12 protein-coding genes are annotated in these 14,304 nt (G+C 43.4%); 8 read left to right on the top strand and 4 right to left on the bottom strand.

Features of this window, described 5'->3' with window-relative positions:
* Positions 1–21 precede the first annotated feature (21 nt).
* Positions 22–486 carry a hypothetical protein gene (locus tag AB8P72_RS02400; protein ID WP_227514914.1) on the top strand — a complete coding sequence of 155 codons (465 nt, stop codon included), beginning with the start codon at positions 22–24 and terminating at the stop codon, positions 484–486.
* A gap of 246 nt (positions 487–732) precedes the next feature.
* A complete protein-coding gene (locus AB8P72_RS02395; protein ID WP_068404012.1) occupies positions 733–1,074 on the top strand; it encodes a hypothetical protein in 342 nt (113 codons plus the stop codon).
* 84 nt (positions 1,075–1,158) lie between these two features.
* On the opposite strand, the gene hemH is transcribed toward AB8P72_RS02395, so the two are convergent.
* Positions 1,159–2,178 carry a ferrochelatase gene (gene hemH, locus AB8P72_RS02390; RefSeq protein WP_068404010.1) on the bottom strand — a complete coding sequence of 340 codons (1,020 nt, stop codon included), beginning with the start codon at positions 2,176–2,178 and terminating at the stop codon, positions 1,159–1,161.
* Between the two features lie 554 nt (positions 2,179–2,732).
* Between hemH and AB8P72_RS02385 the strand changes: the two genes are divergently transcribed.
* The 4 genes from AB8P72_RS02385 (at position 2,733) to AB8P72_RS02370 (ending at position 7,030) form a co-directional block, all read left to right on the top strand.
* Positions 2,733–4,082: a homoserine O-acetyltransferase gene (locus AB8P72_RS02385; RefSeq protein WP_068404028.1), complete on the top strand. Its 1,350-nt coding sequence runs from the start codon at positions 2,733–2,735 to the stop codon at positions 4,080–4,082.
* Positions 4,079–4,696 carry a methionine biosynthesis protein MetW gene (gene metW, locus AB8P72_RS02380; protein WP_102076707.1) on the top strand — a complete coding sequence of 206 codons (618 nt, stop codon included), beginning with the start codon at positions 4,079–4,081 and terminating at the stop codon, positions 4,694–4,696. Before AB8P72_RS02385 ends, metW begins: the two co-directional genes overlap by 4 nt.
* 422 nt (positions 4,697–5,118) lie before the next feature.
* Positions 5,119–5,700, top strand: coding sequence for a tetratricopeptide repeat protein (locus AB8P72_RS02375; RefSeq protein ID WP_068404007.1), 582 nt, complete (start codon positions 5,119–5,121; stop codon positions 5,698–5,700).
* Positions 5,701–5,974: 274 nt separating this feature from the next.
* The gene (locus AB8P72_RS02370; protein ID WP_068404006.1) at positions 5,975–7,030 is read left to right on the top strand and encodes a rhodanese-related sulfurtransferase; all 1,056 of its coding nucleotides are present in this window, start codon (positions 5,975–5,977) and stop codon (positions 7,028–7,030) included.
* Between the two features lie 115 nt (positions 7,031–7,145).
* Here AB8P72_RS02370 and AB8P72_RS02365 read toward each other — a convergent pair whose 3' ends face one another.
* Positions 7,146–7,679, bottom strand: coding sequence for a DUF488 family protein (locus AB8P72_RS02365; RefSeq protein WP_068404005.1), 534 nt, complete (start codon positions 7,677–7,679; stop codon positions 7,146–7,148).
* A 331-nt stretch (positions 7,680–8,010) separates the two neighbouring features.
* Positions 8,011–9,237: a phosphoglycerate dehydrogenase gene (serA, locus tag AB8P72_RS02360; protein WP_068404003.1), complete on the bottom strand. Its 1,227-nt coding sequence runs from the start codon at positions 9,235–9,237 to the stop codon at positions 8,011–8,013.
* A gap of 395 nt (positions 9,238–9,632) precedes the next feature.
* Here serA and AB8P72_RS02355 point away from each other — a divergent pair, with 395 nt between their 5' ends.
* On the top strand, positions 9,633–11,093 hold the full coding sequence (locus tag AB8P72_RS02355) for an FAD-binding oxidoreductase (protein ID WP_068404001.1): 1,461 nt from the start codon (positions 9,633–9,635) through the stop codon (positions 11,091–11,093).
* A gap of 107 nt (positions 11,094–11,200) precedes the next feature.
* Here the strand turns inward: AB8P72_RS02355 and AB8P72_RS02350 are convergent, their stop codons facing one another.
* On the bottom strand, positions 11,201–11,830 hold the full coding sequence (locus AB8P72_RS02350) for a BLUF domain-containing protein (RefSeq protein WP_068404000.1): 630 nt from the start codon (positions 11,828–11,830) through the stop codon (positions 11,201–11,203).
* Between the two features lie 738 nt (positions 11,831–12,568).
* Here AB8P72_RS02350 and AB8P72_RS02345 point away from each other — a divergent pair.
* Positions 12,569–14,206: a carbon-nitrogen hydrolase family protein gene (locus AB8P72_RS02345; RefSeq protein WP_068403999.1), complete on the top strand. Its 1,638-nt coding sequence runs from the start codon at positions 12,569–12,571 to the stop codon at positions 14,204–14,206.
* Positions 14,207–14,304: the final 98 nt, after the last annotated feature.

The raw sequence follows: 14,304 nt of genomic DNA, 5'->3' as shown, positions 1-14,304 counted from the left end.
ATGCTACGTTGCACGCAGTATGTGATACAAAGCCGCAGCAAACCAAGCAGCTACTTTTGGCTAGCCTCTGTGTTGGTGTTCTTTGAAGTGATTCGTCGTGAATTAAACTACTTACCAGAGCTCTTTATTCCTAGTGATTTCTCACTCCTCACCCATTCTTATGATTGGTGGGAAGATAACGTACTTGCCATTATTTTACTTGTCATCATTGGCTTGCTCGCCTATTCATGGCGTTACCTTTGGGCGGTATTAAAAGATATTAATATCAGCCTGTATATTGCAGTCGCTGTATTGGCGGTCTTACAATATATGGGCGAAAATGCCATTGTTATCCCCGAAAGTATCGGAGAAATGGTCGAAGAGGTTTCCGAGACGATCATTTATACGATTGCCTTGATTTACTTGTGGCGGTTTAAACTTGGCGATTTTGAAAATTATATTTTACATCAGCCAAATCAACACGAACCGTGCAATGCCAATTACTAGGTTAATTATTCTAAGTTAACTGTCTAAAATAGTTTTTAGAAAAATAATGAACGCTAAAACCTTTTTATGGCTGCCTACTTAACTCGTACTGGCAGCCATTCTTTATCTATCCTTACATTTTTTGCACATCCTGTGACACCTCACTACTATTAGTTGCAATTATAACGCGGCACACTGATAAGCATAATTTTGATAATTATAAACAACCCGTTTAATCGTAATTATAACTATAATGAGGACATAACCATGGACAATTCAAAAACCCCATTACCAGAAGAGATGGATCATATCGAAGGCGATAGCAGCATTGATGATAATGAAGACGGTAGCCAAGAGATTGATTTAAACAATCCTATGCTACATACGTTTGACGACGACGATGTCATCGATAATAGCGCAGGATTTAATAATTCTGAAGTCGGCACGGATGCCACCCAAGGACTGACCCCGATACATCGCCAAAATATCGATGAAGCTCGGATTGATGAGGTGTTGGTTGAAGACAATTTAGACGATAAAGATTATCCTGACATCGTCGATATTGCTGACAGAGATGCGGCTAAAGTTTCTAATGATGATAATTTTTAGACATTATGTACTGATAAAATGGAAATTCATTTAGAAAAAAATACCGAACATTATGTCCGGTATTTTTTTGACTTAAGAAAACCATTAAACCCAGCCATCGAGTGTACCAGCCCAGCCTTTAACCAACGGCAAACTGAGTGCTTCAAGCAAATCAATATGCGCCTCATCTAGGTTTAATGCTGGAATATAATGATACTCTTGCCCGCCTGCATTTAAGAAATTATCACGGTTTTCGATTGCCAATTCTTCCAGTGTTTCTAAGCAATCAGCAGAGAATGCCGGACTAATCACTTGTACCGAACGCACCCCAGATTTGCCCCAATCTTCTAATACCACATCGGTATACGGCTTGACCCATTCTTGCTTACCAAAGCGTGACTGAAAGCTGATAATCCACTCGTCATCTTGCAGACCAAGTTCGTGCGCCACTTGCGCAGCGGTACATTTACAGCGTTTTGGGTACGGATCGCCTTTATCAGCATAAGGCTGCGGAATCCCGTGAAAGCTAAACATCAGCTTTTCAGGCTTGCCATGCTCGGCTTGAAAGCGGCGAATCGAGTTGGCCAATGCTTGAATATACAGCGGATGCGCAAAGTAATCTTTGACAATGCTATAGTTTGGCAAGTTGCGCTGCTTTAGCGTCCATTTGGTCAAGGCATCATAGACTGCACCGCCAGACGAGGCAGAATACTGCGGAAATAACGGCAAGATAACAAAATGGTCAACCCCCTCGCTTTTTAGTGTATCCATCACGTCAGGCAAACCCGGATTGCCATAGCTCATCGCTGCATGTACAGAAACACGAAATGGCGCCACGCTATTTGCCAAGCGCGGCTCGAGCAGCTCAACTTGGCTGTTTAATATTTTGCGAATGGGCGAATCGCCTTCCCAAATACTGGCATAAGCCTTTGCTACACGTTTTGGGCGACTTGGTAGGACAAACAGATTTAAAATAATCGCCCACAAGAATTGAGGGATTTCAATCACGCGCGGGTCGGACAAAAACTGTTTTAGATAACGACGGACGGCGGGCGCGGTCGGCTCATCTGGCGTACCTAGGTTGACTAGTAAAACGGCAATACGGGGCGGCAATTGAGGTTTCATAAGGGCATTATCTATTCTTGGATTATGTTATTGTGAAGTTATAAGCTTTGATCAGCTAAAAGGAATTTCAAAACTCATATATTTTAGCCATTTATTTAGCAATAGGACTATTAAGCCTTAATTAATCACCCTTGGCAATTATCAAAATATACTAAGCAGACGATAGTCAATCACATACCAAATTATGGTTAAATAAAAAGGCTGATACTTATCATCAGTGTAGCATTTTATCCACCAAAAACGCAGGGCAAAACACATGCGGTTTAGGATTGCGACACCGTTAATACCTCAGCTACTGATACTTTGCCTGAAAGACTGCCTATCAAGGTTGTACTCCTAGGCGCATCGCCATACAATAGACAAGCTTATAATAAGAAAGTAGTTGGACCCCTTATTGTCGCGATTCTAGGTTTGTTTTATTTATAACCGTTTTTTATCCATAACCATTGTTTTATCCATAACTGTAACTGTTGTTTTGTGAGGTAGCTTTGAGCGCACGTTCTGATAGTACCAGTGAACATTCCACCAACCATTCTGCTAATGCGACCGATTCTATCGATTCGGTAGGCTCAGTTGGCCTCGTCACGCCGCAGACTTTTCATTTCGCTGAGCCATTGACCTTGGAGTGCAATCGCACCCTACCTTCATTCGATTTAATATTTGAAACTTATGGCACGCTCAATAGCGACAAATCAAACGCTATCCTTATATGCCACGCCCTATCAGGTAGCCATCATGCGGCAGGCTTCCATAGTGACGACGATAAAAAAGCGGGCTGGTGGGACAATATGATAGGCCCTAATAAAGCCATCGATACCAATCAGTTTTTTGTGGTTTGCGTCAATAATATCGGCAGCTGCTTTGGCTCTACTGGTCCGACCACCATCAATCCAGACAGTGTAAGCGATGAGGGTAAAGCGCAGGTTTATGGCCCCGACTTCCCCCTTGTCACTATCAAAGACTGGGTAAAAACCCAAGCCATGCTCTCAGACCGCTTGGGTATTGAGGTTTGGCATGCCATTGTCGGTGGCTCGATGGGCGGCATGCAGGCTATGCAATGGTCGGTCGATTATCCAGAACGCTTAAAACGCTGCGTGGTCATAGCCAGTACGCCAAAGCTTTCTGCGCAAAACATCGCCTTTAACGAAGTCGCGCGGCAATCCATTCTCTCTGACCCTGATTTTAAAGACGGGCGTTACTTACAGGCGGGTACTTATCCTCGGCGCGGGCTTATTCTTGCTCGCATGGTCGGTCATATCACCTACTTGACCGATGATGCGATGAAGGCAAAGTTTGGTCGTGATTTAAAGTCTGGCAAATTTATGTATGGCTATGATGTCGAATTTCAGGTCGAGAGCTATTTGCGCTATCAAGGCGAACGCTTTAGCGAAAACTTCGATGCCAATACTTATTTGCTGATGACCAAAGCATTAGATTATTTTGACCCGACGCGTGATTATCCGTCAGCGGTAGACTCATCAATACAATCATCGGCAGAGCTAGAAACCTCCCTCGCCGCAGCAGTAAAAGCCGATTCTACTGAGAAAGAGCTTGAGAAAACGGTAAACAGTAGCGCGGATATTGCTACTGCTGACAATGCTGATAACGTTAATGTAGCCAATGCAAAAGAGCTGAACGCGCTAAAAGCTGCCTTTGCTCATACAAAGTGCCAATATTTGGTGGTGTCATTTACCACCGACTGGCGTTTTGCGCCCGAGCGCTCACAAGAGATTGTCGACGCACTGATGGCAACTGGCAAACCAGTCAGCTATATCAATGTCGACGCCCCGCACGGTCATGATTCGTTTTTATTCGATATTCCACGTTATATGGGTGCGGTTAAAGGCTTTTTGACCGCGCCATTTATTGCCAATCGTTTGAAAGCCAAAGGAGCACGCTCATGAGAATGGATCATCAATTGGCTGAGCGTTGGATAGCGCCGCACTCGCATGTGCTGGATTTAGGCTGCGGTAACGGCGAGCTGCTCGCGCATTTACAGCAAAATCTAGGCGTCACCGGTTATGGACTTGAGATTGATGAAGATAAAATCAATGAAGCCATCACTAAAGGCTTATCCATCGTCGAGCAAGACCTCAATGATGGCTTGAGTCGTTTTGCCGATAATAGCTTTGATACCGTGGTTATGGCGCGCGCCCTGCAAGCGGTAAAAGCGCCCGATATATTGCTGCTCGATATGCTACGCGTTGCCCGTGAAGCCGTGATTACCTTTCCTAACTTTGCCCATTGGCAAAACCGCCTGCATTTAGGCTTAAAGGGGCTGATGCCGGTTTCAGAAGCGCTCCCTTATGAGTGGTATAACACTCCAAACATTCACTTGTGTACCTTTAAAGACTTTGAGCAGCTGTGCGCGCAGCATGATATTCATATCATTAATCGCTTTGCGGTCAGTGACTCTGAAAAAGGCCATAAGCCGCTGATGACCGCATTAATCAGACAAGCACCCAATCTGCTCGCAGACGTCGCTATTTATCGGGTCACCAAACAAAAACCTGCTTAATAGTGAGGTTTACGCACGGGTTATTAACGAAAATTTAAATAAAAAAGTAATAATGTTAACCTTAATAGAATGTTAATTTATTCTTACGCTTAAGTAACTCTATGATTTTATTGAGGACCGCGAGGTATAAGTAGGCTTTAAATCGTGTAATTAGTATTTGAGTTTCGTAAGTTTGGGTGTTAAGCTAGCGAAATAGTGTCAGTCATACCCCATATACGACCGTTTATCGGATTTTTTAACCGTTTATCGGCTCTATTTGAGGTAACGACCACTAAATATATAAATGTTATTGCTAATGATTAGGTAAGAAGGTAGCGCAAAATTTCACCTAATTGTTATCGCCGCCTAACTGTCTCAAGCGAGACCATTTTAGCGGTGCAACTTTTTCTTTTGCTTATTAACTGCCTAATTTTGGAGCTGCTATGAAATTATTAAAAGCTGCGTTGTTTACTGCCTTGTTTTCTTGTGCGGGCCTTGCCAACGCTGAGTTAATATCAAACGTGCCACTTGATACCTCACGTTTCGAGCTAATGCCTATCAGTGAGCTGTCTGCCAGCGCTGCCCAAGGTAATAACCACGCCCAGTTTTACTTAGCCAAGCGTTTGCAAAAAGGTGAAGGCGTCGCCCAAAACACCCAGCAAGCTATCCAGTGGTATACCAAGGCCGCTCAGCAAGGCGTCGCCCCTGCTCAGTTGAATCTTGCTATCATGTACTTGCGCGGTGAAGGCGTTCAACCTAACTTGCAACAAGCGCGTCTATGGTTAGAAAAAGCCGCGATGCGCGGTGATAACCGTGCCAGCTATACGCTTGCCCTGCTCGATGAAAAGCAAAAAAATCTGGTCGATGCTTATAAATGGTACGACTTGGCTGCCCGTGATGGCATGCTGGATGAAAAAGTCCGCAATAAAGCACGCGGTAAAATCGGTCAATTGGCATTAAACTTATCAAGTGCTGATATCGCTAGCGCGCGTAGCAAAGCCGATACTTGGTTCCAAAGTAAGTAAGTTGTAATTTAGACTTTACACAGTAAATATAAAAAAGCTCAGTATCATACTGGGCTTTTTATTTGCCATTTTTATGATCTGTCATATTTCGATGAAATTATAGGAGGATAAAACCTCCAAAACCTTTTTAAAATTTGTTAAACTACGCCCGCATTAGCCAATTCCACAACCACGCTAGTGTTATGAATCTTACCAATTCATTTTAACAGTGAATTTTAAAAAGCACCTTAAGCCCAATGCACTAGGTTTGCGACCTAGCCAGCAGGAGAAACACATGAGTACCTCACAAACGACTGACGTACAAGCGTCAACTCACGCCAACGAATACGATAGCGTCACCAATAATATTGTCGTTGCCGCCCTCTATAAGTTCACCCGCTTTACCGATTTTGAGCAATATCGTGAGCCCATTTTAAATACCATGTTAGAGAATGACGTCAAAGGCACGTTATTAATCGCGAGCGAAGGTATTAACGGCACGATTTCTGGTAGCCGCCAAGGAATTGATAATGTCTTAGAATATCTGCGCAGTATCGAAGCCATCGGCAGCTTTACTTTTAAAGAGTCGTATACCGATGCCCAGCCTTTTTATCGCACCAAGGTGAAGCTCAAAAAAGAAATCGTCACCATGGGCGTGGAGAATATCGATCCATTACAGTCGGTCGGTCGCTACGTGAAGCCAAGTGAATGGAATGCGCTTATCTCAGACCCTGAGGTTATTTTGATTGATACACGTAACGATTATGAAGTTCAAATCGGTACTTTTCAAAACGCGGTTAATCCAAATACCGAAACCTTCCGCGAGTTCCCAGAGTATGTGGCAAAAGAGCTCGATCCTGCGAAACATAAAAAAGTCGCCATGTTCTGTACCGGCGGCATCCGCTGTGAGAAATCGACAGCCTTTATGCGTGAGCAAGGTTTTGAAGAGGTGTATCATTTAGAAGGTGGGATTTTAAAATATTTAGAAGAAATTCCAGCCAGCGAGTCCATGTGGCAAGGCGATTGCTTCGTCTTTGACAACCGTGTCTCGGTCAATCACAATTTAGAGAAAGGCAACTACGAGCAATGTTTTGCTTGCCGCATGCCAATTACTCAAGATGATATGCAAAGCGCTGCCTATATCAAAGGCGAATCGTGCCCGCACTGTATCGATAAAGCAACCGAAGAGCAAAAAGCGCGTTTTCGTGAGCGCGAGCACCAAATGCAGTTGGCAAAAAAACGTGGTGAAGCGCATATTGGTAGCGATGTGATCGATGTGATTGAAAAGCGCAAAGCAGCTAAGATTGAAGCTCGCCGTCAAGCGGAAACCGCCAATAAAGCCAAAGCTTAATAAGCTAAATCAACCAAAGCTTAACTGCATTAAGGTTTATTAAATAAGTCTTGTTAAATAAGAGCTATAAAAAAGAGGCCAACAGCGTCTCTTTTTTTTATAGCTCTTATTTATATTATACCGCTGGATAAATTACTTGGCCTTGACCCTTTAGCTCAGCCCCGGGTGTTGGCTTGGCAACATCCAAGCGACCAACGCCCATAATATGCTCTACCCTATGGCCTCGCAGCAGTAAATAGTCGGTAATGATACGCCGATGGCAACGCCACCATACTGCTTCAGAACACATAAGGGTAAGGCGCTGTTTTTTCCCGAGTTGAATAAGTTGATCGAGAGCGGCTTGAAAAGTATCACTTAACGCATAATCCGCGTAGTTATGAAAAGCCTGCACATGCCATAGATCATTAATGTGTTCATCGACCTGCTTTTGCTTCGGACGTCGCCCGCCAAGGTCGGCGCAGTGCTGATAACTGATGCCAACTTGACTGAGTGCTTTTGGAAAAGTATCGATATTAAAGACAGGATTGGTACGAGAACGCGGAAAGCTGCGCACATCGATGAGCAGTTCGATATCGGCTGCTTGAAGCATTTTAATCAGCTCTTCAAGACTACGGGTGGAATGTCCAATCGTATAAAATGTGGTGGTCATGGGTTAAGCCGTGATAAAGTTGTCGTTTTACAATTTATTGTTGTCGTCTTATTTTGCATGGTTTTGTCTTAAATGGTTCAATGGTTGTACTCATTCAATATTACCCAGCCTCAACCTGCTCACTCATTAGGACTTTTGTAGGACTATCGTGGTTGAAGGTCGCTAACGCAGCAAAATCAAGCAAAGCAAACCAAATCTCTACTACTTATAACGATACCCAACATAAAAAAATAGCAGACAACCACCAAGGTCATCTGCTATTTCATTTAACTTACTTTAAGACGTTAAACGTATCTTTATACCGTCAGTCTTAAGCGTTATGAATAATCTATTAAAATAAGATACGTACGCGAATGGTTTCTTCGACGTCTTTTAGCTGATCTAGAGCAGCACGTGAATCGTTATAATCCACATCCATCACCAGATAGCCAACGTCACCTTCGGTCATGAGGCTCTGCGCTAAAATATTGATATGCGCTTCAGCAAACAGACGGTTGATCTGTGACAATACGCCTGGGACGTTTTTGTGGATATGCAGCAGACGATGCGTGCCTTCTTTAAACGGTACAGAAACCTCTGGGAAGTTCACCGCAGTTGCGGTATCACCTTGGTCAGAGTAACGAACAAACTTATCGGCAACTTCAAGACCGATATTTGCTTGCGCTTCTTGGGTTGAACCACCGATATGCGGCGTCAAGATAACGTTATCGAATTTACGTAGTGGTGATTCAAACTCTTCATCAGCAGATTTTGGCTCTTTCGGGAACACGTCAATCGCTGCGCCCAAGATTTTACCTGACTCAAGGGCTGCTGCCAAATCATCAATCTCAACACAGGTGCCGCGAGCGGCGTTGATAAAGTAGCTACCATCTTTCATATGCGCAAACTGCTCAGCTTTCATCATGTAGCGCGTGCTTGGCACATCAGGTACATGCAAAGTGACGATATCAGCGGTTGATAATAGCTCTTCTAAGCTACCAACTTGTACAGCGTTACCCAGTGGCAATTTGGTCACAACATCGTGATAGATGACTTTCATACCAAAGCTTTCCGCCAATACCGACAATTGCGAGCCGATAGAGCCGTAACCCACGATACCGATGGTTTTGCCACGCACTTCATGCGAGTTGGTCGCAGACTTGCCCCAACCACCGCGATGGACGGTGGCATTTTTTTCAGGGATACCGCGATATAGCATGATGGCTTCGGCAAGTACCAGCTCAGCGACCGAGCGGGTGTTCGAATATGGCGCGTTAAAGACAGGAATACCCAAATCACGAGCGGCGTCCAAGTCGACTTGGTTGGTACCGATACAAAAACAGCCAATACCGATCAGCTTGTGGGCGTGCTCAAGCACTTCACGCGTCAGCTGCGTGCGCGAGCGAATACCGATAAAGTGAGCATCTTTAATCTTTTCGATCAGCTCATCTTGATCTAGGGCGTGACTGATATTCTCGATGTTATGGTAACCAGCCCCTTCCAATACTTTTAACGCATTGTCATGTAGACCTTCAAGCAATAAAAACCGGATCTTGTCTTTTTGTAGTGATAACGCCATGTGAGAACTGTCCTATAATTGTCTTATAAAAATCATCAGTGGGATAAGTCTGATGGATGAAACGAAAACAGTCTGGATATCTTACACAAAATTTGGCAGCGATGTTAGCAGATTAGATGAATTATTGCTTATCAAGCCTGAAAACTTTTTATGCTATAGTGAATCATGGTATATAAAACTTATAACCAAACCTTATTAAACTGTTTTTTAACGATTTAAGCGAGACAGATGGGCGTATGACAGCATCTCTATCTATCATTGCGCTACGCGCTCGCTTATACTTATCTAAACCTACTTATTTATATAAACACAGTTAGCACCGCTGGGTTATATCCATTTAGCGATATAATAATCCCTTTTATGCATAGCGCTTGCGTTTCTACCGAGATTTGACCATGACTTCTTTAGCTAGCCAAAGCAATACTACCACTCAAAATGATTCTCAAACCACTACCACTGCTATCCAAAATATCTTAAGCAGCTTGCTCGATGTCCATCAGTTTGACCCCAGCCAAATCAAAACTGATAGCGAGAGCCTCGAGCATTGGGGCAAAGACTGGACCAAGCATTTTGCGCCTGCTGCTGCTGCTATCGTCTTTCCGAAGACTACTGAGCAAGTACAAGCGATTGTCCTCCTTGCCAATGAGCACAATGTGGTCTTAACCCCAAGTGGCGGTCGTACCGGTTTGTCAGCTGGTGCCGTCGCCGCCAATGGCGAGATTGTCGTCAGTATGGATAAGATGAATCATATTGGACAGTTTTATCCTGCTGACCGCATGGTTGAGATTGAAGCGGGGGTGGTCACTGAGCAGCTGCAACAATTCGCCGAATCAAAAGAGCTTTACTACCCTGTCGATTTTGCCTCAGCAGGTTCCAGTCAAATTGGCGGTAATATCGGCACCAATGCTGGCGGTATTAAAGTGATTCGTTATGGCATGACCCGTCAATGGATTATGGGATTGACTGTCGTCACTGGAAAAGGTGATATCTTGCAGCTTAATCGCGGTATGGTAAAAAACGCCACCGGTTATGATTTACGCCAATTATTTATCGGTAGCGAAGGTACGCTTGGTCTAGTCACTCATGCCCAAATCAAGCTTGAGCGTCAGCCCCAAGACTTAAACGTCATGGTCTTAGGCATGGACAGCTTTACTGATGTGATGAATGTGCTATCGGCTTTTCAAGCGAAAATTGATTTGACGGCGTTTGAGTTCTTTGACGATGTCGCCATTGATAAGCTTATGGCGCATGGTCAAGTACAAGAGCCTTTTGAATCGCGCACCAAATTTTATACCCTGCTAGAGTTTGAAGCGCCGTATGAGCCTATCATGGACAAAGCCATGGCAATATTCGAGGAGTGCATGGAACAAGGTTGGGTCGTCGATGGGGTGATGAGTCAGAGTCTGGCGCAAGCAGAAGAGCTGTGGAAGCTGCGCGAATATATCTCTGAAACCATCTCAGTATTCACGCCTTATAAGAATGATGTCTCGGTACTTATCAGCTATGTACCTGAATTTATCGCCGAGATTGATCATATCGTCAGTAGCAACTACCCTGACTTTGAGGTCTGTTGGTTCGGTCATATCGGTGATGGTAACTTGCATCTTAATATCTTAAAGCCTGAAAACATGAGTAAAGATGACTTTTTTAGCGAATGTCAAATCGTCAATAAATACGTGTTTGAAACGGTGCAAAAATACGGTGGTTCAGTTTCTGCAGAACATGGCGTTGGTATGACCAAAAAGCCCTATCTGAATTATAGCCGTAGCGAGACTGAGATTGAATATTTACGCGAAGTCAAAAAAGTATTTGATCCCAATAATATTATGAACCGTGGTAAGATTTTTGATATGTAATTGCTTCAATTTATTATTATTGCAATAAGTTTGATGACATAAAAAGTGACGCTAAATATCAAATTTTAGCGTCATTTTTATATTATTGTTTAGCACCATAGCCCAGCTTATAAATATAGCAGCGCCAAACCGATGACCAACAGTACACTTAAAAACCCTTGCACCACTAAAAAAGCTTGATGCGGGGCGGCGATGTGGCGCACCATATTACCAAGCGCGTTATAGGTAATGCCGGCTGCTTTAATATGAGGCGGAGTGTCAAAGGTTTTGATAATTTGCAAAAACTGTTCGGTACGCTCAGCTGACCAACCGTGCGGCGCAAAGGGTAGATACGGCGACAATTGCGCTGCTTGTTTTTTGGTGGCAGGTGACCAAAGCCAACGCTCCAAAAACAGCAAACGCATGCGCCAGTCTGAAAAATCACGCTGTGTAATCACTTGTAATACGAGCACTTGCACGTCTTTATGGCGCTTATCGGCAAAAATGCGCTGCGTCAGCGCCGCCACTTTGGCTTTTTCACCCTCCATACATTGCAAAAAATGCCCATTGCCATAACATAACGTACCTGTGATACCGTGCTGCTCGTTATAATCACGCGCATGAGCTTCTACCTCATCAAATATTGCTGCATTTAACCGTGAAGCAAGCGTCAAGCTACTGACATACACCAACTGTATCAATGCAGTATCTGCTATTTCATCTAATTTGCTAAAGGCATTAGCATGAGTTAGGGGCATAATAAAAATCCTAAAAGGTCACCATTGAAGGCAACCGAAAAAATACGCCATCTAAAATGACGTGTAAAAAAATAAAAATATTACGGATAGTAAAGATGGTGCCTCACGAAAACTGAGCAATAAAATATGGTAATAAGACCTAGTAATAAAATCGGGCAACAAAAACCTAGCAAATAATTACGCCGCTTGTCTGTGATTGTTTATGGGAGTTGCTATCATAACCAGCGCAAAGAGAAACGTGATAATAAGCGTCATTTGCGCCATAAAGGGCTAGGGCATGTCCTCAATTCAATCGATAGTCCTCTAAATGGGCTAAAAATTAAGTTACCCGCAGAGAGTATTTAAAATAAAGACAAAACACAGTGGTAAAATGCACCCTTGCAAACTTGCTAAATCGCCTCATTAAAACAAATAATGACAAAGGCAGAATTTATAACTTTTGCGTATAACTCATTGTAAATGCAAAGATAAATGATTGTAACGTTTAAATAAGCCTATTGATATGCTTTTCTCGACATTATGGTCTAAAAAGTCGTAGAAAAATCTGGGCGCTGGCGTTTACTTTTAGCAATTGCATCTATGCGAAAACACCTTTTACGTGCTTTTCTTACGATTTTTAATAGCCAGTTTTTTATAAAAACCTTATTTATAGCTGCCCTTTTTAGCAAGATTTTTAGCAAAAAAATATTAATATCGATTTATTAAGACCGATTTACAGAGACGACAGACAGGAACATTATGAGCAAAATTGAAAAATTAGATGACTTTCACCTAACCATCGCTGAGATTAAGAAAAAAGACTACCCGCAGCTTAAAGCCTTGATGGATCGCGTTTATGTCAACTTGGGCGGAGCATGGTCAAAAAACACCATTCATGCTTTGATTGATGCCTTTCCCGAAGGGCAGATTGCGCTATTTGACCACGATGAGCTGATTGGCATCGTGCTCTCTATGCGCGTCGATTACAACAAGTTCTCTAACCCGCATACTTATGATGACTTAATCGGTCATAAAGAAATCATCAGAGACAACCCTGAAGGCGACGCGATTTATGGGCTAGATGCATTAATCGACCCTGAATATCGTGGTTACCGCTTAGGTCGTAGGCTCTATGATGCGCGTAAAGAGCTGTGCCGTCAGTTAAACTTCCGCGCTATTTTAGCCGGTGGTCGTATTCCCAATTATCATAATCATCAGGATTTGACCCCGGGCGAGTATATTGAGGCTGTAGAAGCGCGTGAGATTCATGACCCAGCACTGTCGTTTCAGTTATCCAATGGCTTTATTGTTAAACGTATTTTGACCGCGTATTTGCCAGATGATGCGCAGTCAAAAGGCTTTGCGACGTTGCTTGAATGGGCAAATATCTATTATGAGCCGCAAGATTATAAGCCGAATACCCGTAAATCTGAGGTGCGTATCGGCGGTATTCAGTGGCAAATGCGTGAAGTTGAGTCACCTGAAGAGCTGTTGCAACAAGTTGAGTTTTTCGTCGATATCATGGCCGACTACAACTCTGACTTTGCTTGTTTGCCAGAATTCTTTAACGCGCCATTGATGGGACTGTGTGAATCGACTGATCAAAACGTCGCGATTCGCTTTTTGGCCGGTTATACCGAATGGTTTAAAAACGAGATTTCGCATTTGGCAGTCAGTTATAACGTCAATGTCATCACCGGTTCCATGCCGTTTTTGGACGACGATGATACTTTATATAACGTCAGTTATTTGTGCCGCCGTGACGGTACGGTCGAAGAGCAGCGTAAAATCCACATTACCCCGCATGAGCGTAGCGCGTGGGTGATTGAAGGGGGCGATGAGGTCAAAGTATTTGACACTGATGCTGGTCGTATCGGTATCTTGGTTTGCTATGATATTGAGTTCCCAGAGCTTGCGCGTTTGATGGCGCTTGATGACATGGATATTTTGTTCGTCCCATTTTGGACAGATACCCAAAACGGCTACCTGCGCGTACGCCACTGTGCCCAAGCACGGGCGATCGAAAACGAATGTTATGTGATGATTTGCGGTTCGGTCGGTAACTTGCCGCAGGTTGAAAGCTTGGACATTCAATATGCGCAGTCGTCTATTTTCTCACCTTCGGATTTTGCGTTCCCGCATGATGCGATTATGGCAGAAACAACGGCCAATACTGAGATGGTATTTTTCTCTGACGTGAACTTAGACAAGCTTATTCACGTTCGTAATGAAGGCTCGGTACATAATTTACTTGACCGCCGTGATGATTTGTTTAGCTTAAAGTGGAAAAGAAAAGCCAAAGTGCCAGCGAGTAAATTATCAGATGCTGAGCGCCGTGAAAACTCAGGTAGCGTGCTTATCGGTGACCCATTGCAAGACCGCGCGAAAAAACCTTAAGCGCTTATATTAAAAGACAAGCATTAAACATAACAATCTAAAAATTATAATAAGACGGCTGACCATTCAGCCGTTTATTTTTATCTATTAACATTTAA

Source organism: Psychrobacter sp. CLB018 (genome assembly GCF_041222815.1).
Taxonomy (GTDB): domain Bacteria; phylum Pseudomonadota; class Gammaproteobacteria; order Pseudomonadales; family Moraxellaceae; genus Psychrobacter; species Psychrobacter faecalis.
Note: the sequence above shows the minus strand (reverse complement) of the source record. Positions and strands in the feature narration are given on the sequence as shown.